Below are 23,425 nucleotides of genomic sequence, written 5' to 3'. Positions count from 1 at the left end.
CACCTCTACTCCGGCCGGGCTTCGGTCGCGACGCCGCCGTCGCGCCCGGCAACCGCTTCGCCGTCGACCCCCGCCGTGCCGCCCTCTCTTTGCGTCGCCGAGTGATACAGTGCGTCACCCGTGGATCGATCGAACAGGTGGAGGCGGTCGGGGTCAAACCCCAGCCTCACCGACTCGCCGACCGCGATCTCGCTTCGGGGCTCGACCTTCACCTGGAACTCGTCGCCGCCGACCTGGCAGTGGAGCAGCAACTGCTCGCCGAGCGGTTCGGTCACCGTCACTTCGGCGGGGAAGGTGTCGATCCCGTCGGAGAGGGTCGACGCGAGGCTGATGTCTTCCGGGCGGACGCCCAGTGTGGCCGCCGTCCCGCTCGCGACGCCGACGTCGTCACTCGGACGGTCGACGCCCGGGAGGGCGAGGACGAACCCGTCGTGGACGGCAACGGTCTCCCCGCCCTCGGCCCGCACCTCCACTGGCAGGACGTTCATCGCCGGTTCGCCGATGAACTCGGCGACGAAGCGGTTCTCGGGGAAGTCATACAGCTCCTGCGGCGGCGCGACCTGCTGGAGTTCGCCGTCGTCCAGGACGGCGACCCGGTCGCCCAGCGTCATCGCCTCGGTCTGATCGTGGGTCACGTACACCGTAGTCGTCTCTAGTTTCCGGTGGAGCTTGAGCAGTTCCGCGCGCATCTGCACCCGGAGTTTCGCATCGAGGTTCGAAAGCGGCTCGTCCAGCAGGAACACCTGCGGCTCGCGAACGAGCGCCCGCCCGATCGCGACGCGCTGGCGCTCGCCGCCGGAGAGGTTCTTGGGCTTCCGTTCGAGCAGCTCCTCGATGTCGAGCGTCTCGGCGGCGTCGGCGACCCGGTCGTCGATCTCTGCGATGGAGTAGTCGCTGACCGAGCGCATCCCGAACTTCATATTCTCCGCCGCGGTCATGTGCGGGTACAGCGCGTAGTTCTGGAACACCATCGCGATCGACCGGTCCTTCGGGGGGAGATCGTTGACGACGCGCCCGTCGATCGCGATCGTCCCCTCGGTGACGTCTTCGAGACCGGCGATCGCCCGGAGGGTCGTCGACTTTCCGCAGCCCGACGGTCCGACGAGCACGAGAAATTCGTCCTCCTCGATCGCCAGATCGATTCCGGCGACTGCTTCGACCGACCCGAACCGTTTCGTGAGGTTGTCGAGTTGTATGTGTGTCATTCGTGTCACTTCTGTTGGAGCGCGAACGTTTCGAGGAGCGGGCGGTGCAGTGCGTACAGGACGACGAGCGGCGGGAGCAGTGCGATGACTGCGCCAGCCATTATCAGTCCCCACTGGGTCAGTCCGGACTGACTCGCTCCCTGGAGGTACTTGATGCCGACCTGGATCACCTGCTTCTTTTGCGCGCTGATGACGATGAGCGGCCAGAGGTACTGATTCCACGCATAGACGAACGTGATCACGGACACTCCGGCGATCATTCCCCTCGACATCGGGATCAGGACGCGAACGAGGAACCTGATCGGACCGACGCCGGCGAGCCGGGCGTTCTCGACCAACGACTCCGGAATCGAGAGGAAGTGCTGTCTAAACAGGAACACCGCCGTCGCGCTCGCGATGTATGGACCGGTGATGGCCAGCAGCGTATTCGCCCACCCGAGGTCGGCCATCAGCTGGAACAGCGGGACGATCCGGACGGGGACCGGAATCAGAAGTGTGAGCAGGATGAACATAAAGATGGCCCGCTCGTACGGCAGGCGGTAGTAGACGAGCGCCAGCGCGGCGAGCAGCGACAGGGCGACCTTGCCGCCGACGATCACCGCCGACATCACGAAGGAGTTCATCATATACCGCATCAGGTTGTAGTCGGTGAGTGCGGTGCGGTAGTTCGACAGGCCGGCGCTCCCGAAGCCGACCTTCGCGATGTCGTAGACCTCTGTCGGCGTCTGCGTGCTCATAAAGATCGCCAGGATGAGCGGGAGCGCCATCAGGAACACCGAGGCGATGAGTCCGAGGTGGACGAAGAGCTGGTCGCCGAAGAGATCCGCGACGCCGACCGGCGCCGTGACCGTGTCGTTCGTTTCGGTCGTCCGAGTAGTTTCTGTGGACATCGTTAGGCGTAGTGGGTGTGGTTGTCCGTGTAGCGGAGTTGGAGGTACATCAGGACAGAGACGATGGCGAACAGGACGACCGACTCCGCCGACGCCTTCCCGAGACTACTGTACGCGAACGCGTCGCGGTACAGTTTGAAGATCAGGAGGTTCGTGGCGTTTCCGGGCCCGCCGCTCGTCATCAGGTCGATGATCGGGAACGTGCTGAAGAAGGCGTAGATCGTGTTCATCACGATCAGGAAGACCAGCGTCGGCGAAATCAGGGGGACGTACACGCGGTACAGCATTCGAAGCCGGCCCACGCCGTCGAGTTTCGCGGACTCGGTCAGCGTCTCGGGGACGTTGTTCAACGCCGCGGTCAAGAAGATGATGTTGTAGCCGAGTTGCTTCCAGATCGCGACCACGGCGACGACCAGGAATGCCTGTGGACCGCTCGTGAACCAGTCTATCGAGAGACCAGTCAGCGATTCGACGAAGTAGGTGATCACGCCCAGGTTGGGGTGGAGCATAAACATCAGTATCGTTGCCGCGACGGCCGTCGGGAGCGCGTACGGCCAGATCGCGATCAGCAGGTAGCTCGACTCGCCGACCTCGACCTCGAAAAGCAGGTACGCGACAAACAGCGACGCCGCGAGCGTGCCGACCACGACGACGGCGGCGAACGCGAAACTGACTAGGATACTGACGTGGTACGCGTGGGAGGTCGCGAGCGTGGCGTAGTTCTCCAGCCCGACGAACGCTTGCTTCGTCCCGAGCAGGAGCGTCTGAAAGAAGCTTAGCCGCACCGTCTGGAGTGCGGGATAGTAGAGGAAGGCGACGAGCACGACGGCTGTGGGCAGGAGAAGCAGTCCGGCCTGCAGCGTGGAGTCGTACGGTTTCGTGAATTCCGACATTCGAGTGACAGTGAGGTGTTCGCTCTTCGGTGCTCGTCGCAGCGCCTCAGTTCACCTTCTGATTGTACGATTTGAGCGCCTTCTCGGCCTCGCTGTCGACATTGCCGAGGACGTCGGTGACGTTCCGGTTCTCGTTTTGGATCATATTCACGTAGCCCTCCTCGACGATGGTCCGAACTTTCGTGAACGGCCCCATCAGGGCTCCGCGGGTAGCGGGCATATCTTCCGTCGCCCGGAGCTGTTCGATGGCCGTCAGGAAGTTGGGGTGCTTCTCGTAGAAGCCCTCGCTCTTCAGTTGGGAGATGGCCTCCTCGCGGACGGGGAAGTAGCCCGTCCCTTTGTGCCAGCGCTTCTGCTGTTCGGGCTTCGTCAGCCACGCGATGAACTCTCCGGCGGCCTCTTTCTTTGCATCGGAGAGGCTCGCGGGCGTCCACAGCGACGCCCCGCCGATGACGACGCCGTTCCGGACGCCGCCGGGCGTCGGCAGTTTCATAGTGCCGAGTTCGAACCCGTTCTGCTTCGCACCCTCTTTCATCGGCGCGATGCTCGACGTCGAGTAACCGAGCATTCCCGTCTTCTGCGTCAGGAACGCCTGCTGGGCCTCCGACCAGGCCTCGATGCCGGGGTTGAGGTACTGGTCCTTCTCGTAGAGGTCCGCCCACCAGTTGAAGATCTTCTTCGAGGCGTCGCTCTCCAGGAAGATCTCGGTCGCCCGGGATGCGCGGCCGTTTTCGTGGTTGACGAGCGTCTGGCCCTGCTCTGCGAACCACTGCTCCACGAACCACGAGTGGTTGGGCCACGTCGTACCCTTGTCGACGACGCCCGCCTCGGTGAGCGTGTTCGCGGCGTCGGTGATCCCCTGGAACGTCGTGGGGGGGTTCTCGGGGTCGAGGCCGGCCTCCTCGAAGGCGTTCTTGTTGTAATAGAAGATCGCGTTCGAGGAGTTGAACGGCATCGAGTGGAGCTTGCCGTCGATCCGGTAGTAGCTCATCACCGAATCGAGGTAGTTGTCGAAGTTGACCGAGTCGGGGACGATGTTCTCAACGGGGGTGAACACCCCGCTGTCGATCGCCAGTTGCGTTCCGATCTCGAAGATCTGTGCGATCGCGGGCGGGTTGCCCGCCTGTACCGCCGACGTCGTCGCGTTCAGCGTCTCGCGGTAGCTCCCCTTTTGGGTCGCCGTCATCTCGATTCCGTCGGCCTGGCCCACGAAGTCGCTGACGAGCGAATCGACCAGTTTGCCGAGGTCGCCGCCCATCGCGTGCCAGAACTTGATGCTGACCGTGTTCGTCCGCGCCGAACCGGCGGTAGTGCCCGCCGTTCCGCCGCTCTCGGTCGCGGTGTCGGTGTCAGTGCTGCCGCCCTGCGAGCCGCCTCCCGAACAGCCCGCCAGTCCGGCGATCGCCGCTGCGCCTGCACCAGTGAGGAACCGTCGCCGAGATTTCGCCTGATCCATTTGAAATCGGATAGAAAAGATCCTGCAGTTGTGTAGAAGATTGATATGTTCACTATACGGTGATCAGATCTCTCTTCTTCTCTTGATGTCGGTCCTCCCTTCTCTGTACCATATATAGCTCCCGCCGGACGTTCCATTCCCGTCCGTCGATGCCCGCTACGTCTCGGAGAGAGCCTGGGAGTGTCGCTTCCGTCAGATCCACCCCTCCCGCCGGAAGTGGACGAGCAGGATGCCGGTGACGAGCGCCATCCCGACCACGACCGCCGGGTAGGCGAACGGCCAGGTCAGCTCGGGGAGGTTCGTCGCGTGGTCGCCGAAGTTCATCCCGTAGACGCCGACGACGAAGGTGAGCGGGATGAAGATGGTCGCGACGACGGTCAGCCGCTTCATCACCTCGTTCGTCGACTGGGAGAGGACGTTGAGGTAGATGTCCCGCGTGCCGCGCGTGAGGTCCCGGTAGGTCTCGGTGAGGTCGACGATCTCGACGAGGTGGTCGTAGACGTCGCGGTAGTACTTCTCGGTCTCCTCGCGCACGCCGTCGGCGTCGCCCCTGGCGAGGGTCCCCACCGCCTCCCGCATCGGCCAGACCACCTTCCGGAACGAGAGCAGGTCCCGGCGGACGGCGTTGAGGTCCTCGATGAGCGCCTCCTCGGGGTTCGAGAGGATCGCCTCTTCGAGCTCCTCGATGGTCTCGCCGACGGTGTCCAAGAGCGCGAAGTACTCCGTGACCGTGCGGTCGATCACGCGGTAGGCCGCGAAGTCCGGCCCCTGTTTCAGGGTCCGACCCTCCTGATTTTCGACGGACTGCCAGACGTCCGAGACGACCGCGACCTGCCGGTCTTCGGCGGTCACGGTCACGAGCCAGTCCTCGCCCAGGAACAGCCCGATCGGCTGGGTACGGATCTCCTCTTCGAAGGTCGTCTCGCCGCGTTCGAGCGCGGCCGTCTTCACGAGGACGAAGGTGTGGCCGTCGAACTCCTCGGTCTTCGGCCGGACGTCGTCGCGGACGTCCTCCATCGAGAGCGGATGCAGCCCGAACGCCTCGGCGACTCGCTGCTGTTCTTCCAACGACGGCGCGCTCACCCGGATCCAGGTCGTCCCCGCCGCCTCCCTGGCCTCCCGGAGGTCGGCCTCGCTCTCGATCGTGTAGTGTTCGACGCGTCCGACGTCGTAGACGATCGCCGAGATCACGCCGCCCCCTCCTCGTAGCCGATCGCATAGAGCGTCACGCCGACCATCACGCCGATCAGCGTGGTCGACCGCCCCGGATATGGCGCGGCGACCCCGACCGCGTACCCGACGACGGCGAGAGCGGTGAGCGCGATTCCGAACGCCCGCGTTCGTCGCATAGCCCACACTCACGGAGTGCGCACAAAAGCGTTGTTCGCCCGGGCCCCCGCGTCCGGGCGGCCGTTCCCGATCCGGCGACCGCCGGCGGTCAGTCCTCGACCGGGTGCTCGATCGCCCGCATCATCGAGAGGACGTTCTCCTCCTCGCCGCTCAGCCGCTGCGGGTAGACGCCCAGCGCGAGGATGAAGTCGTCGCCGTCGCGGTACTTCGTCACGTGGACGTAGACGTCGACTTCCCGCCCCTGGAGCGTCGTGGTCCCCGAGAACTTCGTCACCGTCGTCTCGGTCCCCTGGACCGTGATGTTCTGCGAACTCACCTGCTGGACGTCGCTCAGCCCCTCGTACTGCTGTTGGACGAACTGGATCAACCGTCGATTCGAGAACTGTGCGATCGGGTTGAGCGTCTGGCCGGCGACTTCGACCGCGGGCGTCGAGACCACGGTGAAGATCCCGACTTCGGTCTCGCCCAGCGGTCCGAGTTCCATACTCTTGGTGTATCCGGTGAGTTGGCTCGTGGCCACGACCCGGCGTTCCTGGCCGGCGACCTCGAAGGTGCGGTTCACCTCGATCGACCGGGTGCCGTTGGACTCATAGCCCGCCTCTTGGGCCGCCGAGTCGGCGACGGCCGCGGGCTCCGCCGTGAACGAAAGCGCCTCATCCCCCGTGAGAAAGCCGATGCAGCCGCTCGTCGCGAGCAGCACTGCGAGCGCGACGGCGACCAACGCGCGACGGTTCGGTGCCATCGACTCCTGTTCCCGACTAAACGGTGTTAAATCCGCGGGCTGTTGTGTTGACACGTCGCCCGTCTTGGAGGCGTGGCTTCCCGTCTCTCATCGCTCCGTCGCGACCGCGGAGCGGACGCGACAGCACTCAACCGTCCCACGGAGTAATGTTCGAGCGTCTCACAGATACGAGACCGAGACGGACTGTGGGCCCGCTTCGGTCTCGATTTCCACGTCCGCGACCAGGCGCTCGCGGACCCGCTCGCGCCACGCCTCGACGGCGCGCTGGTGGCGCCGCCGGTGCTCCTCGCGGGAGTACGCTGTCGACGACGCCCGCAGCTCGTCTTCGGTGTCGTCGACCGTCGGATACGGGGGGACGTCGGCGACGAACCGCTCCGGGGGGAGGTGGATCGGCGCCGGACCGCCGTCTCCCTCGCCCGCGTCGCCGTCGGCCTCGACGACGCCGGCGTCGTGGAGCCGCGCCCGCATCCGGCCGGAGAAGGGCGGCGTCACCCGGAGGACGAGCCGGTCTCGCCCCCGCGCGTTCGCCTCCAGCGCGTCGACGACGTCGTCCCCGGTCACCGCCAGCGAGCGGATCCGGCGCGGGTCCGACGAGGTCGGATCCGCGTCGACGCGGTCGCTCGCCGGCGTCCCGTCGTCCTCCGTGCCCATCTCACCGCGTATCCCAGTGGGCCGCGTCGGTCGTCCCCAGTTCGCCGTCGCACTCGGGGCACCGCGCGCGGAACGAACCGGGAGTGACGCGGCAGCCGCAGTCCCGACAGACGAAGGAGCGTCGACTACTCATCACACGCCGGTATGCGTTCGGGTATGTTAACTCTTATCGTGGTATCGATTCAGCGTCGTTCGTCGAGAGACCGAATTTCTCCGATATCTGCCGTTCCTCTGGCGAGAACCGTCGATATCTTCATTGTTGCACCGGACCAACGTCTACCATGAGTGTGGGTGACGAACCGGCGGGTGCCCACGTCGATGCGGTGGTGCATCGGGTCCACAGGGCGCTCGTCGCCGCGGACACGCGCGCGGATCTGGAGTCGGCGAGCTGTCGCGCCTTCGTCAGCGACGAGCCGTACGCGCTCGCGTGGATCGGCGTTCACGACGACGCGACCGACAGGATCGTCCCGACGGCGAGCGCGGGCGAGGACGCCTCGTACCTCGACGGGCTCGCGATCCGGGTCCACGACGCGCCGACCGCGACCGAGCCGAGCGCCACCGCCCTCAAAACCGCGACCACGCAGGTGCGTCGTCGCCTCCGAACGGACCCCGACGCCGAGCCGTGGCGCGATCGCGCCCTCGCCCACGGCTTCGAGTCGAGCATCGCGATCCCGCTCGTCACCGACTGGGTCGCCTACGGCGTGTTGAGCCTCTACTCGCGGCGGCCGGACGCCTTCGACGACGCCGAGAGCGCGCTGCTGACCGAACTCGGAGAGACCATCGCGACCGCGATCGTCGGGATCGAGGCCCGCGCAGAACTCGAAGCCCAGCGCGACGGGCTGGACCTCCTGAACGAGGTCGTCCGCCACGACATCCGCAACACCCTCCAGGTCATCTCGGGGTACGGCGACCTCCTCGAACCCCACGTCACGCCGACGGCGCGGACCACCTGCGGCGGATCCTCACGAGCGCGCAGTCGGCCACCGAACTCACCCACACCGCGGCCGACCTCGCGGAGGTGATGCTCGAACGGCGGCGCGAGCGGACGTCGGTTCCGCTGGCCGAGACGCTCGAAGCCCAGATCGCCGACGTCGAGACGACGTTCGGGCCGGCGTCGATCACCGTCGACGGGAGCCTCCCGCAGGTCCGGGTCCTCGCCGACGGGATGCTGCCGTCCGTCTTCCGGAACCTCCTGAAGAACGCCATCCAGCACAACGACGCGGCGTCTCCCGAGGTCGTCGTCTCCGCGGTCGCCGACGGCGAGACGGTCACGGTCAGGGTCGCCGACAACGGCCCGGGCGTCCCCGAGCACCTCCGGTCGACGATCTTCGCGCAGGGGGCCAAGGGGCTCGCCAGCGGCGGGACCGGGATCGGGCTCTACCTCGTGCGGACGCTCGTCGAGGCCTACGGCGGGTCCGTCGCGCTCGAAGACAGCGCGTCGGGGGCGGTCTTCGCCGTCGAACTGCCGGCGGCGTGAGCAGTCCGCGCCGACCGGCTTCGCGAATACATATACGAGGCCGCACGCAACAGGGACGTATGACCGACGAGCGTCCCGCACGGGCCGGGTGGTTCGCCGACGTCGACCCCGGCGACGTCGACGCGGCCGCGGCGGCCGTCCGGGAGGGATCGGCCGACCGCCCCCGCGCGTGGCCGAGCGAGGCCGTGGCAGCGGGGTTCGCCGACGACGAAGACGCGTACTACGACGCGCTCCGGGCGGCGACCCTCCGGGCGACCCGCGAGGCCGTCGCCGAGCGCGAGCGCGCCGACGACCAGCAGCTGAAACACGCCGTCCGCGCGATGGACGACGTCGAGCGGACCGCGAACGAGCTCGCAGAGCGGCTCGCCGAGTGGGCCGGCTCAGTCGACCGCGACGTCCCCCCCGGGATCGACGGCGCGCGCGAGGTCGCCGCGTGGTCGCCCGAGACGCCCGCCGAGGAGCGGATCGTCTCGCTGGCCGAGCGCGTCGTCGACCTCGACGCCGAGCGCGCCGCGCTCCGGTCGTTCGTCGAGTCCCACGCGCCGGAGGCGGCGCCGAACCTCGCGGCGATGGCCGGCCCCGTCCTGGCGGCGCGGCTGATCTCGCTCGCGGGCGGCCTGGAGCCGCTGGCGAAGAAGCCCGCGGGGACGGTACAGCTGCTCGGCGCCGAGGACGCGCTGTTCGCGCACCTCCGCGGCCGGGGCTCCTCGCCGAAGCACGGCGTCATCTTCACCCACGAGTACGTCCGCGGGACGCACCCCGAGCACCGCGGGTCGGCCGCCCGCGCCTTCGCGGGCAAGCTCGCGCTCGCGGCCCGGATCGACCACTACTCCGGCGAGTACAAGCAGTCGGTCCACGACGACCTCGAAGACCGGATGGCGACGATCCGCGCGCGGGAGGGCGGCGATGAGTGACGCGCTCCCCGACGGCGTCCGTCGGCTGTCGATCGACGGCCGCGAGCGACTCGCGACGCGCGGCGCCCCGGTCTACGGCGAGCCGCAGACCGACGAGGGCTGGCGCGCGTGGGACCCCGGCCGCTCGAAGCTCGGCGCGATGCTCGAACTCGGGCTGGACCTCGGCCTCGACGGCGGCGAGCGCGTGCTCTACCTCGGCGCGGCCTCGGGGACGACCGTCTCCCACGTCGCCGACTTCGCGGGCCCGACCTACGCCGTCGAGTTCGCGCCGCGTCCGGCCCGCGACCTGGTCGGCGTCGCGGAGGACCGGGACAATCTCTTTCCCCTCCTGAAGGACGCCCGCGAGCCCGAGACGTACGCCCACGTCGTCGAAGCCGACCTCGACTGCCTGATCCAGGACGTCGCCACCCGCGGACAGGCGACCGTCGCCGTCCGGAACCGACAGTTCCTCGCGCCCGACGGGCGGCTGCTCGCGGCGATCAAGGCGCGGAGCGAGGACGTCCTGGTGGACCCCTCGGAAGTCTTCGGCGACGTCCTCGACGAGCTCGGGGAGGGGTATCGAATTCTGGAGACCGAGCGGCTGGACCGCTTCCACGACGACCACCTCGCGGTCGTCGCCGAGCCGAAGTGACGCGGCGGGGCGAAGCGTCGGTCGGCGGCCGTCCGCGACGCCGCCGTTTGGCGAAGCCTTCGCCGGAGCCCGCGACATATTTAGTCGGCGGCGCCAAACGACGGCCCGATGGACCTAGGGTCGGCTGACGCCTTCGACCGGATGGGCACGCTCGGCGTCGAAGAGGAGTTCTACATCGTCGACGAGCGCGGCCGCCCGGTCTCGGGCATCTCTGATCTCGTCTACGACCACCCGCCGACGGGCGTCCTCGAAGACCGCATCGACCACGAGCTGTTCCAGTTCACGATCGAGACCCAGACGCCGCTGATCGAGGACGTCGGCGCCGCGGGCGCCGTGATCCGCGAGGTCCGCGAGGCGCTCGTCGACCACGCGGACGCGCACGGCTACCGCGTCGCCGCCGCGGGGCTCCACCCGACGGCGGAGTGGTACGAGGAAGACCACGCCACGAAGCCGCGGTACCAGTCCCAGCTGAACCGGATCCGGTACCCCCAACACCGGAACATCACCTCCGGGCTCCACGTCCACGTCGGCGTCGACGACCCGGAGAAGGCGACCTGGATCGCGAACGAGCTCCGGTGGTACCTCCCGCCGGTGCTCGCGCTCTCGGTCAACTCTCCCTTCTGGTGCGGGTACGACACCGGGCTGGCCTCCGCCCGCGCGAAGATCTTCGAGGCGCTCCCCAACACGGGGATGCCGACCCGCTTTGCGGACTTCGAGGCGTACCTCGACTTCGAGCGCCGGATGGTCGAACTCGGCTCGATCGAGGACCGCGGCGAGCTCTGGTACGACGTCCGCCCGCACACCGGCCTCGGCACCGTCGAGGTGCGGACGCCGGACGCCCAGACCGACCCCGCCGCGACGGCCGACTTCGTCGAGTACGTCCACGCGCTCGTGACGGACCTCGCCGCGCGCTACGAGGACGGCGAGTCCGGGACCGACGTCCGCCGGGAGATCCTCGATGCCAACAAGTGGCACGCGATGCGCTACGGTTACGACGCCGAGTTCATCACGCGGGACGCAGAAGACACCGTGACCCTCGCGGAGTTCGTCGCGGCCGAGACCGACCGCCTCGCGACCGACGCGCTCCGCCGCCGGTTCGACGCCGAGAGCGACGCCGTCCGGCAGCGACGCCTCGCCGACGAGCGGGGGTTCGACGCGCTCTGTGAGTCGCTCTGTCTCGATTGAGAGCGGGCGCGGAGACGCCGCGAGAAAGGCTTTTGCCTCGCGAGATCTGACCTCACGAGTAGAACACGATGTCCTCCGACGATCCACACGACGGCGACGACAGCACCGAGCGCGGAGCGGGCGATTCGGACGCCGAGCCCGAGGAGGGAACCGTCGACGTCGAGGTCGGCGACGTCGGCGGCGCCGCAGAGGCGGACGCGGACGGCGAGTCCCAGAGCGCGCGCGAGCGACTGGAGGCGGAGGCCGACCGCGCCGTCTCCGAGTTCGACGAGGGGATCGTCGACCTCTTGGCGTGGCTGCTCGACACGGAGACCCGCGCCCGGATCTACGTGTACCTCCGGAAGAACCCCCACTCCACGAGCGAGGAAGTCGCCGACGGGACGGGGCTGTATCCGAGCACCGTCCGCGAGGCGCTGGCGGAACTCCACGACGAGAGCACGGTGTCGCGGCGCAAGCGCGAGAGCGCGGGCGCCGGCAACAACCCCTACGAGTACACCGCGATCGCGCCGAGCGACCTGGTCCGCAGCGTCGCCGAACAGGTCCAGTCGGAGCTGAACACGGTGTTCAATCTGGACCGACGGCTCGGCGGGTCCGACGAGGACGACGGGACCGGACCGGTCAGCATCACCGTGGGTGAGAGCGACGACGAGCCCGACCGCTCGGAGACCGACGCCGACGGCGCCGACGACACGGACGACGCCGGCGACGACGACGCCGACGGTGCGGACGAGTCGGCGTAGTCCCCAGACCGGCGCTCGCCGTCGATCACCGGCCGTTTCGCGTCATTTTTAACGCTTCCCGGCGACGTGTCGCTAATGACCGGGCCTTGGACCGAGTGGGACCACGTGCTGAAAGTGGACCCGGACAAAGACCTCGTCGACGGAGAGACGTTCGAGGACGTCTGCCGGACGGGCACCGACGCCATCGAGATCGGGGGCACCCTCGACATCACGACCGAAAAGATGCAGAACGTCGTCGACGCCTGCGCGCGCTACGACGTGCCGCTCTACCAGGAGCCCTCGAACCCCGGCGTCGTCATCGAGTCCGAGGACCTCGACGGCTACCTCGTGCCCACCGTGTTCAACGCCGACTCCTCCTTTTGGGTCACCGGCGCGCACAAGGAGTGGGTCCGGATCGACGGCCCGCTCGACTGGGACCGCACCACGACCGAGGCGTACATCGTCCTCAACCCCGAGGCGTCGGTGGCGGAACTCACCGAGGCCGACACCAACCAGAGCGCCGACGACGTCGCCTCCTTCGCGGCCGTCGCCGAGAAGATGTTCGGCCAGGAGATCGTCTACGTCGAGTACTCGGGGACCTTCGGCGACCCCGAGAAGGTCGCCGCCGCCCGCGACGCCCTGGAGGAGTCGACGCTGTTCTACGGCGGCGGCATCGGCGACTACGACAGCGCATACGAGATGGGCAAGCACGCGGACGCGATCGTCGTCGGCGACTTGCTCCACGACGAGGGCGTCGACGCCGTCCGCGAGACCGTCGAGGGCGTGAAGGACGCTCACGCCGAGGCCGTCGTGGAGTAACGCTCACTCGGTTCTACAGCTCGTCTCGCCCCTTTCCCATCGACCTGTACAAAAAAGCCCGACGTTGACCCGCGGGCGCCGTCGACGAATCGTTTGCCCTCCGACCCGCGGATGCTATCGCACGGTCGACGCTCTTACTCGCCCACGGCTTCGCCGATGAGTTGGGCGTATTCCTCGGACGGATGGACTCGGGTGACGTCCGCGTCGATAGCGGGGTCCATATTATACAGGATGTCCGCTCTTTCGATGGACTCCCTGTCGGGGAACTCGGTGACGGTCATCGCATCGTACCCCGCGATGTTCCCGAAGTAGACGTCTTTGACCTCTCCCCCGTTCGACTCGACTAACTCGACGGCCTCTTCGAACCGCTCGTCGAAGTTTCGCGTCACTTCCGCTCGATGCTCCGGTTGGATCTCGATGAACGTGAGGAACGTCGCCATTGGTTCACTCCTCCACCACGTCCGGTTTATCAATAATGTTAATAAATTATAAAATTTTTGTCAGAGTACGTATCCTCCGCCGGTTCACCGAGCGATCGGGCCGGCTCTGCACTTCCCGCGATGGTCGATCTCTCCGCGAGCGAAGCGAGCGGTTCACCGCCGACGAGCGGCCGCGGGCCGCGAGTCCGGCGGCATTTTTCCCTCCAGGTTTTTGCGCCGAGCGGTGCGCTTGGCGCGCCCGAGGCGCAAAAAGGTGGATGTGAATCGCCCGTTTTTAAGACCGGCCGGCCGGAACAACGGGGTATGAAGAATAGAACCTACACGGCGGACGCCGAGCCGGGCGAGACGGTCACAGTCGCCGGCTGGGTCCACGAGGTCCGCGACCTCGGCGGCATCGCCTTCCTCATCCTCCGCGACAAGTCGGGCAAGATCCAGATCAAGCTCGAAGAGGACTCGATGGACGACGAGCTCGTCGAGACCGGCCTCGGCGTGGCGCGCGAGAGCGTCATCACCGTCACCGGATCGGTGAAGGAAGAGCCGCGCGCGCCGACCGACGTCGAGATCGTTCCGGAGTCGATCGAGGTGCTCGCCGAGTCCGACACCGAGCTCCCGCTGGACCCCTCCGGGAAGGTCGACGCCGAGCTGTCGACGCGGCTCGACAATCGGACGCTCGACCTCCGCAAAGAAGAGGTAAAGGCGATCTTCGAGATCCGCTCGGAGATCCTTCGGTCCGTTCGCGACGCCTTCCGCGACCTCGGCTGCACGGAGATCAACACGCCGAAGATCGTCGCCACCGGGACCGAGGGCGGCACCGAGCTCTTCCCGATCACCTACTTCGGCGAGGAGGCGTTCATGAATCAGTCGCCGCAGCTGTTCAAGCAGCTGATGGTCGGCTCCGGCCTCGAACGCGTCTTCGAGATCGGGCCGATCTTCCGCGCCGAAGAGCACAACACGCCGCGACACCTCAACGAGGCGACCTCGATCGACTTCGAGTCCGCCTTCGTCGACCACACCGAGGCGATGGACGCCTGCGAGCACGTCGTCAAGAGCGCCTACGAGGGCGTCGCCGAGAACTGTCAGTCGCAGCTCGAAACCCTCGGCCTCGCCGAGGAGTTCGAGGTCCCCGAGGGTGAGTTCCCGCGGCTCACCTACGAGGAGGCCATCGAGCGCATCAACGCCACGGGCGAACTCGACGAACAGCTCGTGTGGGGCGACGACCTCCCCACCGAGGGCGAGCGCGCGCTCGGCGACGACGTCGGCTCCCACTACTTCATCACCGACTGGCCCAGCGAGATCAAGCCGTTCTACATCAAGGACCACGACGACGACGAGCAGCTCTCGACGGGCTTCGACATGATGCACCCGCGGATGGAGCTCGTCTCCGGCGGGCAGCGTGAGCACCGCTACGATCACCTCGTCGCGGGCTTCGAGCAGCAGGGCCTCGACCCCGACCAGTTCGAGTACTACACCAAGATGTTCAAGTACGGGATGCCGCCGCACGCCGGCTGGGGCCTCGGCGGCGAGCGCCTCGTGATGACGATGCTCGGCCTGGACAACATCCGGGAAGCGGTGCTGTTCCCGCGCGATCGCCAACGTCTGAGCCCGTAGACGAGAACTGAGGCGATTCCCCCAATTCTCGAACCGCGCCCGATTTAACGCGGCCCGCGCAATCGACACGCGATGACAGACGAGGCGACGGCGTTCGTGCCCGGCCACATTACCGGCTTCTTCAGCGCCCACCCCGCCGACGATCCGTCGGCCGCGGGCTCGCGCGGCGCCGGGATCACGCTGTCGCACGGCGTCGACGTCCGGGTCCGGCGCGGCGACGTCCGCGACGACCACGACGAGTCCGGGCCTGCGGTCGCGCTCAACGGCGACGCCGTCGAAATCGACGCCGTCGGCGCCGTCCTCCGCGAACTGGGGGCGTCAGACGCCGTCGTGACCGCCGAGACGCCCCTCCCGCTCGGGGCGGGCTTCGGCGTCTCCGGCGCGCTCGCGCTCGGGACCGCCTACGCCGTCAACGCGGTCTACGACGCCCGGCGGACCGAGAACAGTCTGGTGGGGATCGCCCACCGCGCCGAGGTCGAGGCGGGCACCGGCCTCGGCGACGTGGTCGCGCAGGCCCGCGGCGGGCTCCCGATCCGCCTCGATCCCGGCGGACCCGACCACGGCCGACTCGACGGCGTCCCGGCCAGCCCGCGCGTCGAGTACGTCACCTTCGGCTCGGTCTCGACCGAGGCCGTCCTCTCCGGCGACACGGACGCGCTCACCGCCGCGGGCGAGCGTGCGCTCGCGGATCTCCGGGAGGATCCCACGACCGAGCGCTTCGTCGCGCTCTCGCGGCGCTTCGCCAGCGAGGCGGACCTCCTCACCGACCGCGTCGCCGAGGCCGTCGCGGACGTCCGGGACGCGGGCGGCGACGCCGCGATGGCGATGCTCGGCGACACGGTCTTCGCCTTCGGCGACGGCCTCTCGGCGGCCGGCTACGACCCCGCCGTCTGCTCGGTCCACGCCGCCGGCGCCACGCTGCGGTCCGAGTCGGACTGACGGCTCACCGGACCCCGACGAACCGTCCCGCTTTTCCCGTCACCCGCCGATTCCGGGCGTATGAGCGAGATCGACGTGCCCGAGAGCCACCCCCGATACCAGTCGCTGCTCACGCGACACCGGATCGAGGCGGGCGTCGAGAGGGGCATCACGAGCAAGCAGGGCCTGATCGCCGAGGGCCGCGGCGAGGCCTTCGACTACCTGCTGGGCGAGCGCACCATCGCCTCGGCCGACGAGGCCGCGCGGGCCGCGGCCGCGCTGTTGCTCCTCGCCGAGCGCCCGGTCCTCTCGGTGAACGGCAACGTCGCGGCGCTCGTGCCCGGCGAGATGATCGACCTCGCGGCCGCGGTCGGCGCCGACGTCGAGGTGAACCTATTCAACCGAACCGACGAGCGGATGCGCGCGATCGTCGACCACCTCCGCGAGCACGGCGCCGACGACGCGGGCGTCCCGATCAAGGGCCTCGCCGCCGACGGGCGCATCCCCGGCCTCGACCACGAGCGCGCGACGGTCGACGCCGACGGCATCGGAAGCGCGGACGTCGTGCTCGTCCCCCTGGAGGACGGCGACCGTGCGGAGGCGCTCTCGGCGATGGGCAAGACCGAGATCGTGATCGACCTGAACCCCCTCTCGCGGTCGGCTCAGACCGCCGCGGTCCCGATAATCGACAACATCCTGCGGGCGGTCCCGAACATCACCGAACACGCCCGAGAACTGTCGGCCGCGTCCGACGAGGAACTGGAGCGAATCGTCCGGGAGTTCGACCCAGAGCGCGCGCTCGCGACCGCCGAGGACGCGATCCGGTCTGGCGACCTCGACTGAGTCGCGACCGCTACTCCTGTAATTCGGCGTCGACGAGCGCGTCGTTGAGGTCGTCGCGGACGAACTCGCCCGTCTCCCTGTCCATCGCGGTCGTGACGATCCGGTTCTCCTGGACGCTCGATCCGTCCCTGAGCAGGAGTCGGACGTTGCCGTTGTCGTCGGCGCGGGTCACCTTCGCCCGCAGGCCCGTCCGGGAGCCGGTGCCGCCGGCGTCGATCGGCCCGGGGACGATCTTCTTCACGTGCGGGTGGTCGGCCACGACGCCGATCGCTCTCCGGCCGTCGCGGCCGCCGATGAGCGTCGAGTGCGACCCGCCGAGCTTCTCTTTCGGCGGCGTGTCGACGACCTCCAGCGAGCGGTCGCCGCGGCGCTCCAGCACGCGCTCGACGGGGTCGTCGCCGGCGATCCGGTAGAACTCGTGGTGCAACTGCGCGCGGGCCTCCCGCAGCACGTCGCGGTTCCCCGCGGCGAAGACGGTCTCGGGGCGCTTGCGCCTGATGTCGTCGGCGACCTGGCCCGCGAAGTTCCGGAGTTCGACGACCTCGGCCTCGGGGTCGTCCTCGGGGAGGGTCGTCACCGTCGTCCGGCCGACGACCTCCTCGCCGTCGAGCATCGTCAGCTCCGCGCGGTCGCGCTCGAAGATGACCACGACGGCGTCGCAGTTGGCGGTGTCGCAGACCAGGCAGTAGTCGCCCGGGCGTTCGAGCGGCGTCCCGCACCGCCGGCAGTCCATAGCGGCAAGAGTCGACGCGAAAATAAAAGGACGGCTATCGCCGGTCGGGGCAGTCTCGCCGGTCCGGGACTCGGCGGCGACTCATAGTGAGTACTCTCGTCTCTTACCGCCGAGCGCCGTCACCGGGCGTCGCGTTCGGCGGTAAACAGTGAGAGTAATCACTATCAGAGATCGTGCGGGTCGACCTTCAGGTACTCCCGGAGCAGGACGGTCGCGTACGATCCCGACGGAAGCGAAAACGAGAGGTCGTAGGCGTCGGCGGGCCCTTCCTCATCACCGAGCCCGTCGCCGCCGACCGCGACGTCCACCGCGGTCCGCACGAACACCGCCCGCCGCGTCCCCGTCGAGTGGAACTCGCCCGGGAGGTCGAAGTCCCCCGGTTCGAGCCCGAGGTCGTCCAGCACCGCGCGCTCGATCTCGCCGGGTTCGCCGTCGGCGAGGTCGGTCTCGGTACCCACGAGCGGCGCCGTCACGAACGCCCGCCCGCGCTCGCAGTGGCGAGTCATCACGTCGACGCGGCGCTCGGTGGCGGTCTGCGTCCGGTCCGGGTCGGGTCGGTAGAGCTCCTCCGGGGCGTCGGTGTCGGCGAAGCACACCACGTCGCCCTCGACGGGCCGTGCCAGCGGGAGCCCCCGCGAGAGGCGCTCGCTGACGATGCGGTTGAACGCGAACGACTGCGCCGCGTTGACGAACAGCCGCTGGAGGTTCGTCGGGACCGCCTCCAGCGCGTGCCGCCAATCCTCGGGCGACTCGGCGCCGTCCTCGCGCAGCCGGTGGAGCATCGAGCGCTCGAAGCGGAGCGCGCCGGGCATCCGCTCGATCGCTTCGGCCCAATCGGGATCGGCCGTTTCGGCCTGCTCGTCGACGAAGGTCCGGGCTTCCTGCGTCGCTTCGGGCTCGGCGTCGAAGGGGTTGCCGACGTAGGTCAGGACCGCCTCGCGCCACTCGCCGCGGGCGATGCGGAGGCCGACCTCGTGGGTGACGGGCCGCCGGCTCCCGAAGCGCTGGTGGCCGAAGTAGTTCGGGACGGCGGCGTCGACGGGGCCGGCTCGGTCCCCTCCGCTGTCCGAACCGCCCTCGAACGGCGCGTGCAGTTCGGCGGTGATCGCCTCCACCGAACCGATGTCGGCGTCGCGGACGCGGATCTCGAAGGCGTTCCCCGCAAGGTCGCCGAAGTGGAGCGCGCGCCCGACCCGGCCGAGCGCCTCGATCTCGGCGCCGTCGACGTCCGGGAGGGCGTCCGGGTCGACCTCGGCGAGGGAGAACAGCTGTGTCGTGACCGCGTGCTTGTCCTTCGTGCCCGCCCACGACACCCGCTCGCGGCTGACGCCGAGCGCGTCAGAGAGCCGGCGCGCGAAGTCGTTCGTGTCCCACTCCTGGAGCGTCGCGCGGACGAGCAGGTGGGGGTAGTCTCCGACGTCCGCCGACAGCGGCTCCGGCTCGACGGTCTCCAGTTCCCGGACGCGAAAGTCCTCGGGCGTCGCGCGGAGCCGACCGCCGGTCCCGGCGGCGTCGCTCAGGTAGTACTCGATGCCGACGCGCCGTTCCCGCGGGTGTGCCTCGCGCATCCGATCGGGTTCGGGTTCCCGCTCGACGGTCAAGGCCGCTCCGGTTCGGCGCTCCCCCGATCGCCGATCGGCTCACCGCCGGCCGTCCGCCCGCTCGGCCCCGACCGCGTCCATCCCGGTGATCTCGAAGCGGGCGCCCCCCGATTCCGACTCGCAGACGGTGATCTCCCAGCCGTGGGCCTCGACCGCGGCGGCGACGATGTTCAGGCCGAAGCCCGTCCCGTCGTCGGCCGTTGTGTACCCGTGCTCGAAGATCCGACCCCTGTCTCCGGCCGGGATGCCCGGGCCGTCGTCGACGACGGCGACGCCCCCGCGGTCGAGCGGCGCGACGCGGACGCTGACGCCGCCGTCGCCGGCGTGCCGCAGCGCGTTCTCGAAGAGGTTCTCGAACAGCCGGCCGAGCCGCCGCGCGTCGCCGACGACCGTCCCGAGCGAGCCCTCGATGCTGAACTCACAGCGCCCCACGTCGTCGCAGTCCGCGCCGGCCCGGTCGTCCTGGCAGTCGCTGACGGCCGCCCAGGCGTCGGCGACGACCGCGTCGAGGTCGACACTCTCGGGGTCGTCGACGCGGCGGCCGTCGCTGACGAGCGCGTGGACGTCGCTGACGATGTCGCGCATCCGGGCGTGGACCCGATCGAGTCGGTCCAGGAACTCGCGGCCGCCCTCGACCTCGGTCCTGAGGATGCCCGCCTGGGCCTCGGCCGCGTTCAGGGGGTTCCGGAGGTCGTGGACGAGCGTCTCCGCGAGGCGTTCGAGCCGGTGCTCGCGCTCGGCCCTCGCCGTGACGTCCCTGACGACGCACGCCAGACACGCGCGGCCGTCGACGGCGGTCCGGGAGACGGTCGACTCCGCGGTGAAAGTCGTGCCGTCCGCCCGCCGGGCCCGCCAGCGGTACGTCCCGCTGCCGGCGTCTGCGGCGTCCCGCGCGGCCGCCGCCCGCGAGGCGGCCTCGCGCTCCGGGTCGTCGGCGTACGCCGCGGGGTCGAGGTCGCAGAACCGCTCGCGGGAGTAGCCGAAGACGTCGTCGACGCCGCCGGTCGCGTGACGGAGCGCGCCGCTCTCGGCGTCGTACAGCAGCACGGCGTCTCCGAGGTCGGAGGCGACCTGCGATAACGCCGCTGCCGCGTCCGATCCCGCGGGGTCATTCATCACGTTGTTCTCCGTCGGGAGAGTTGGTAAGTGGTTCGGCCGTTTGTCGTCTCGCCCGCTCCGCCGGCCGCTCTGGACCGCCGTTCAGTACAGCGAGAGGTCGCCCGTCACGCGGTCGACATCGTCGTCGGCGGCCGGACCGACCCCTAGACAGGTCACGGTCCCGGGGTCGAGCTGGGTGTGGCCGGCGTCGCGGACGACGGCGTTCGGCAGGCCCAGCCGCTCGGCCTCGTCGGCGAGGCGGAACAGCGTCTCCTCGCCGTCGGCCTTGAGGACGACCTTCTTCTGTCCCTCGCCCTTCCAGCGCTTCCGGGTCCGGTCGTCGGCGTCCTCGTACGCCGACAGCGACGCGTGGGCGACCTGTGCGGCCAGCTTCCCGCGGCCCATCCCGAGGTCGGTCCGGGCGACGATGGCCTGCTTCATACGCGGGGATGTCGGCCGCGCGGCTATATACTGTCGGTACTCGACGCGCTCCGGCAACGGATGGCTTTACGTCCCTCGCTCACGGTACCCCGGACAATGATACTCTCGGACGACGACATCCTCGCGCGCTTGGAGGCCGGCGATCTCGTCGTCGAGCCCATCGACGACCTCGATATGCAGGTCCAGCCGGCCAGCCTCGACCTGCGCCTCGGCGAGGAATTCCTGGAGTTCCAGCGCACGAACATCTCCTGTATCCACCCCAACCGGGAGTCGGAAGTCTCCGAGTACGTCACCGAGACGCGGGTCCCCGAGGGCGAGGAGTTCATCCTCCACCCGGGCGACTTCGTCCTCGGGACGACCAAAGAGCGCGTCGAGGTCCCCCCCGATCTCCTGGCGAGCGTCGAGGGCCGCTCGTCGCTCGGCCGGCTGGCGGTCGTGATCCACGCCACCGCCGGCATCGTCGACCCCGGCTACGAGGGCCAGATCACCCTGGAGCTCTCGAATCTGGGCACCGCGCCGGTCGCGCTCACGCCCGGGATGCGGGTCTCACAGCTCATCTTCACCGAACTGAAACAGCCCGCGGCGCGCCCCTACGGCGTCGAGCGCGGCTCGAAGTACCAGGGCCAGTCGGGCCCGCAGGCCTCGCGGATCGGCGCCGACCCCGAGTTCGCGGCCGGCGGCGACGGTGACGAGGCCGGGACCGCTCCCGACGCCCGCAACGCCCCCGACTCGGAGCCACGATGAGATTCATCGAGGAGGTCGTCGTCGACGAGTTCCTCCCCACCTTTCGGTCGATGCTGGCCGAGGCGCTCCGCGAGCGCGGCCTCACCCAACACGAGGTCGCCGAGGCGCTCGGCATCAGCCAGAGCGCCGTCTCGAAGTACGCCCACGGCGACGTGAGCCGGCGCGAGGAGGTCCTCGACGACGAGCGCGTGAGGGACCTGGTCGAGCGCGTCGCCGACGGCCTCGCGACCGGCGACATGAGCCGCGTGCAGGCGCTCGTCGAGGCCGAGGTCCTGATCCGCCGGCTGGAGGCCGGCGACCTCCTCGCGAGGCTCCACGAGGAGGCGATGCCCGAACTCGCCGACTACGAGGGCTACGAGCGGATCCACGACCCCGAGAGCGGCCTGCGGACGAGCGAGCAGGTCCGCTCGTCGGTCCGGCGGGCGCTCCGCCGACTCACCAACGCCAGCGGCTTCGCCGGCCTGATCCCGAACGTCGGCTCGAACCTCGTGGAGTGCCTCCCCGACGCGGCGACCGTCGACGACGTCGCGGGCGTGCCCGGCCGGATCTTCGACGTGAAGGGCCGCGCCACGGTCCCCGGCGACCCGGAGTTCGGCGTCTCCGAGCACGTCGCGAGCGTGCTCCTCTCGGCCCGCGAGGCCGGCCGCGACGTCCACGCCGCCGTCAACATCCGGTACGACCCCGACATCGTCGACGACCTCGACGCCGCGGGCTACGACTGCATCGAGTTCGACGCCGACGCGCCCGTGGACCCGATCCGCGAGGCGCTCGCCGACCGTGAGGATCTCTCGGACACCTTCGTCTGCTACCAGACCGGCGGGTACGGCATCGAGCCGATCACCTACGTGCTCGGCCCCGACGCCGACGCGGTCGTCACCGCGGTCAAGGCCCTCCTCGATCGGTGACGCTCGCCGCGTCGCGGCCGGGTCCGAGACGGCGGTCTTGCGCGACCCGCGGCAGGTGGCGAACGACTTAGGCCCGTTCGGGTGCAAGGTCCAGTACCGATGAATATGCTCGTCGACGGCGAGTGGCGCACCGACGCCTACGAGGCGACGAACGAGGACGGAGAGTTCGACAGGGACGAGACGTCCTTCCGCGACCGGATCCAGGACGACCCCGACGCGGAGTTCCCCGCCGAGTCCGGCCGCTACCACGTCTACATCTCCCGGGCGTGTCCGTGGGCCCACCGCGTGGCGATGACCCGGCGGCTGCTCGGCCTCGAAGACGACATCACCCTCTCGATCGTCGAGCCCGAGCGGTACAACGACGGCTGGGAGTTCTCCGAGGAGTACCCCGATCCGCTCTACGGCGCGGAGTACCTCCGGGACATCTACGTCCGCGCCGACGCCGACTTCACGGGGCGCGTGACGGTCCCGGTGCTCTGGGACAAGGAGGAAGAGACCATCGTCAACAACGAGTCCCGCGAGATTATGCGGATGCTCGGCACGGAGTTCGACGACCGGAACGACGTCGACCTCCTGCCCGAAGGCCGCGAGGACGAGATCGACGACATCATCGACGACGTCTACGAGTCGATCAACAACGGCGTCTACCGCGCGGGCTTCGCCGACGCCCAGGACGCCTACGAGCGGGCCGTCGACGACCTCTTCGACGCCCTGGACCACTGGGAGGAGGTCCTGGCGGACCAGCGCTTCCTCGCGGGCGAGGTCTTCACCGAGGCCGACGTCGCGATGTTCGCGACGCTCGTCCGCTTCGACCATGTCTACCACACCCACTTCAAGTGCAACCGCCGCGCGATCCACGAGTACCCGAACCTCTGGAACTACACGAAGGAGGTCTACCAGCTGGGAGACATCTCCGAGACGGTGAACGTCGACCACATCACGCGCCACTACTACAAGAGCCACGGCGACATCAACCCCAAGCGGCTCGTCCCGACCGGCCCCGACATCGACTTCTCGGCGCCGCACAACCGCGACCGCCTGCCCGCCGACCTGCCCGCTGAACTCCGCGGGGACGCCGCCGTCGCCGACGACTGAGTCGCGGTCGTTCTCACTCACTCTCTCCCTTTCACTCTCCTTCTCACCCTCCCCCTTCGACCCGGAC

27 protein-coding genes are annotated in these 23,425 nt (G+C 68.8%); 13 read left to right on the top strand and 14 right to left on the bottom strand.

What is annotated here, in order from left to right; genetic code table 11:
* Positions 1-5 precede the first annotated feature (5 nt).
* The 9 genes from ACQUQ0_RS10305 to ACQUQ0_RS10265 form a co-directional block, all read right to left on the bottom strand.
* On the bottom strand, positions 6-1,205 hold the full coding sequence (locus ACQUQ0_RS10305) for an ABC transporter ATP-binding protein (RefSeq protein WP_435184941.1): 1,200 nt from the start codon (positions 1,203-1,205) through the stop codon (positions 6-8).
* 5 nt (positions 1,206-1,210) lie between these two features.
* The gene (locus ACQUQ0_RS10300) at positions 1,211-2,095 is read right to left on the bottom strand and encodes a carbohydrate ABC transporter permease (RefSeq protein ID WP_435184940.1); all 885 of its coding nucleotides are present in this window, start codon (positions 2,093-2,095) and stop codon (positions 1,211-1,213) included.
* A 2-nt stretch (positions 2,096-2,097) separates the two neighbouring features.
* Positions 2,098-2,988, bottom strand: a complete 891-nt coding sequence (locus tag ACQUQ0_RS10295) for a carbohydrate ABC transporter permease (RefSeq protein WP_435184939.1) — start codon at positions 2,986-2,988, stop codon at positions 2,098-2,100.
* Positions 2,989-3,034: 46 nt separating this feature from the next.
* Positions 3,035-4,444 carry an ABC transporter substrate-binding protein gene (locus ACQUQ0_RS10290; protein ID WP_435184938.1) on the bottom strand — a complete coding sequence of 470 codons (1,410 nt, stop codon included), beginning with the start codon at positions 4,442-4,444 and terminating at the stop codon, positions 3,035-3,037.
* Between the two features lie 192 nt (positions 4,445-4,636).
* Complete coding sequence (corA, locus tag ACQUQ0_RS10285; RefSeq protein WP_372387684.1) at positions 4,637-5,635, bottom strand: magnesium/cobalt transporter CorA; 999 nt, start codon at positions 5,633-5,635, stop codon at positions 4,637-4,639.
* Positions 5,632-5,793 carry a hypothetical protein gene (locus ACQUQ0_RS10280; protein WP_435184937.1) on the bottom strand — a complete coding sequence of 54 codons (162 nt, stop codon included), beginning with the start codon at positions 5,791-5,793 and terminating at the stop codon, positions 5,632-5,634. Before ACQUQ0_RS10280 ends, corA begins: the two co-directional genes overlap by 4 nt.
* Positions 5,794-5,882: 89 nt before the next feature.
* Entirely contained in the window at positions 5,883-6,536 is a 654-nt protein-coding gene (locus tag ACQUQ0_RS10275) for a DUF6517 family protein (RefSeq protein ID WP_435184936.1), read from the bottom strand.
* A 159-nt stretch (positions 6,537-6,695) separates the two neighbouring features.
* Positions 6,696-7,187 (bottom strand): hypothetical protein, encoded by a 492-nt coding sequence (locus ACQUQ0_RS10270; protein WP_435184935.1) that lies wholly within the window; start codon positions 7,185-7,187, stop codon positions 6,696-6,698.
* 1 nt (position 7,188) lies between these two features.
* Positions 7,189-7,320 (bottom strand): hypothetical protein, encoded by a 132-nt coding sequence (locus tag ACQUQ0_RS10265; RefSeq protein WP_372387691.1) that lies wholly within the window; start codon positions 7,318-7,320, stop codon positions 7,189-7,191.
* Positions 7,321-7,474: 154 nt separating this feature from the next.
* Between ACQUQ0_RS10265 and ACQUQ0_RS10260 the strand changes: the two genes are divergently transcribed.
* The 7 genes from ACQUQ0_RS10260 (at position 7,475) to ACQUQ0_RS10230 (ending at position 12,932) form a co-directional block, all read left to right on the top strand.
* Positions 7,475-8,209, top strand: coding sequence for a GAF domain-containing protein (locus ACQUQ0_RS10260; protein ID WP_435184934.1), 735 nt, complete (start codon positions 7,475-7,477; stop codon positions 8,207-8,209).
* Complete coding sequence (locus ACQUQ0_RS10255) at positions 8,209-8,664, top strand: sensor histidine kinase (RefSeq protein WP_435184933.1); 456 nt, start codon at positions 8,209-8,211, stop codon at positions 8,662-8,664. Before ACQUQ0_RS10260 ends, ACQUQ0_RS10255 begins: the two co-directional genes overlap by 1 nt.
* A gap of 59 nt (positions 8,665-8,723) precedes the next feature.
* Positions 8,724-9,578 carry an NOP5/NOP56 family protein gene (locus ACQUQ0_RS10250; RefSeq protein WP_435184932.1) on the top strand — a complete coding sequence of 285 codons (855 nt, stop codon included), beginning with the start codon at positions 8,724-8,726 and terminating at the stop codon, positions 9,576-9,578.
* Positions 9,571-10,209, top strand: coding sequence for a fibrillarin-like rRNA/tRNA 2'-O-methyltransferase (locus ACQUQ0_RS10245; protein WP_435184931.1), 639 nt, complete (start codon positions 9,571-9,573; stop codon positions 10,207-10,209). Before ACQUQ0_RS10250 ends, ACQUQ0_RS10245 begins: the two co-directional genes overlap by 8 nt.
* Before the next feature lie 108 nt (positions 10,210-10,317).
* The gene (locus ACQUQ0_RS10240) at positions 10,318-11,394 is read left to right on the top strand and encodes a glutamate--cysteine ligase (RefSeq protein ID WP_435184930.1); all 1,077 of its coding nucleotides are present in this window, start codon (positions 10,318-10,320) and stop codon (positions 11,392-11,394) included.
* 68 nt (positions 11,395-11,462) lie between these two features.
* Positions 11,463-12,134: a winged helix-turn-helix transcriptional regulator gene (locus tag ACQUQ0_RS10235; RefSeq protein ID WP_435184929.1), complete on the top strand. Its 672-nt coding sequence runs from the start codon at positions 11,463-11,465 to the stop codon at positions 12,132-12,134.
* A gap of 75 nt (positions 12,135-12,209) precedes the next feature.
* Positions 12,210-12,932, top strand: coding sequence for a phosphoglycerol geranylgeranyltransferase (locus ACQUQ0_RS10230; protein ID WP_435184928.1), 723 nt, complete (start codon positions 12,210-12,212; stop codon positions 12,930-12,932).
* A gap of 134 nt (positions 12,933-13,066) precedes the next feature.
* On the opposite strand, the gene ACQUQ0_RS10225 is transcribed toward ACQUQ0_RS10230, so the two are convergent.
* Entirely contained in the window at positions 13,067-13,372 is a 306-nt protein-coding gene (locus ACQUQ0_RS10225) for a GYD domain-containing protein (protein ID WP_435184927.1), read from the bottom strand.
* Between the two features lie 303 nt (positions 13,373-13,675).
* On the opposite strand from ACQUQ0_RS10225, the gene aspS reads away from it, so the two are divergent.
* From aspS to ACQUQ0_RS10210, 3 genes are all read left to right on the top strand, one after another.
* Positions 13,676-14,980: an aspartate--tRNA(Asn) ligase gene (aspS, locus tag ACQUQ0_RS10220; RefSeq protein ID WP_435184926.1), complete on the top strand. Its 1,305-nt coding sequence runs from the start codon at positions 13,676-13,678 to the stop codon at positions 14,978-14,980.
* A 72-nt stretch (positions 14,981-15,052) separates the two neighbouring features.
* On the top strand, positions 15,053-15,919 hold the full coding sequence (locus tag ACQUQ0_RS10215) for a pantoate kinase (protein ID WP_435184925.1): 867 nt from the start codon (positions 15,053-15,055) through the stop codon (positions 15,917-15,919).
* Positions 15,920-15,979: 60 nt separating this feature from the next.
* Entirely contained in the window at positions 15,980-16,741 is a 762-nt protein-coding gene (locus tag ACQUQ0_RS10210) for a 4-phosphopantoate--beta-alanine ligase (protein ID WP_435184924.1), read from the top strand.
* A gap of 10 nt (positions 16,742-16,751) precedes the next feature.
* Here the strand turns inward: ACQUQ0_RS10210 and ACQUQ0_RS10205 are convergent, their stop codons facing one another.
* From ACQUQ0_RS10205 to pth2, 4 genes are all read right to left on the bottom strand, one after another.
* Positions 16,752-17,474 carry a DUF2103 domain-containing protein gene (locus tag ACQUQ0_RS10205; protein ID WP_435184923.1) on the bottom strand — a complete coding sequence of 241 codons (723 nt, stop codon included), beginning with the start codon at positions 17,472-17,474 and terminating at the stop codon, positions 16,752-16,754.
* 164 nt (positions 17,475-17,638) lie between these two features.
* Positions 17,639-19,042, bottom strand: a complete 1,404-nt coding sequence (truD, locus tag ACQUQ0_RS10200) for a tRNA pseudouridine(13) synthase TruD (protein ID WP_435184922.1) — start codon at positions 19,040-19,042, stop codon at positions 17,639-17,641.
* Between the two features lie 72 nt (positions 19,043-19,114).
* Entirely contained in the window at positions 19,115-20,191 is a 1,077-nt protein-coding gene (locus ACQUQ0_RS10195) for an ATP-binding protein (RefSeq protein ID WP_435184921.1), read from the bottom strand.
* A gap of 84 nt (positions 20,192-20,275) precedes the next feature.
* Positions 20,276-20,614, bottom strand: a complete 339-nt coding sequence (pth2, locus tag ACQUQ0_RS10190) for a peptidyl-tRNA hydrolase Pth2 (protein WP_435184920.1) — start codon at positions 20,612-20,614, stop codon at positions 20,276-20,278.
* 96 nt (positions 20,615-20,710) lie between these two features.
* On the opposite strand from pth2, the gene dcd reads away from it, so the two are divergent.
* From dcd to ACQUQ0_RS10175, 3 genes are all read left to right on the top strand, one after another.
* On the top strand, positions 20,711-21,358 hold the full coding sequence (gene dcd, locus ACQUQ0_RS10185; protein ID WP_435184919.1) for a dCTP deaminase: 648 nt from the start codon (positions 20,711-20,713) through the stop codon (positions 21,356-21,358).
* Positions 21,355-22,263 (top strand): thiamine-phosphate synthase family protein, encoded by a 909-nt coding sequence (locus ACQUQ0_RS10180; RefSeq protein WP_435184918.1) that lies wholly within the window; start codon positions 21,355-21,357, stop codon positions 22,261-22,263. Before dcd ends, ACQUQ0_RS10180 begins: the two co-directional genes overlap by 4 nt.
* A 99-nt stretch (positions 22,264-22,362) precedes the next feature.
* The gene (locus ACQUQ0_RS10175) at positions 22,363-23,358 is read left to right on the top strand and encodes a glutathione S-transferase family protein (protein ID WP_435184917.1); all 996 of its coding nucleotides are present in this window, start codon (positions 22,363-22,365) and stop codon (positions 23,356-23,358) included.
* Positions 23,359-23,425: the final 67 nt, after the last annotated feature.

This window comes from Halobellus sp. EA9 (assembly GCF_051195055.1).
Classification (GTDB): domain Archaea; phylum Halobacteriota; class Halobacteria; order Halobacteriales; family Haloferacaceae; genus Haloquadratum; species Haloquadratum rubicundus.
The sequence above is the reverse complement of the archived record's forward strand: the minus strand, read 5'-3'. Positions and strand labels throughout refer to the sequence as shown.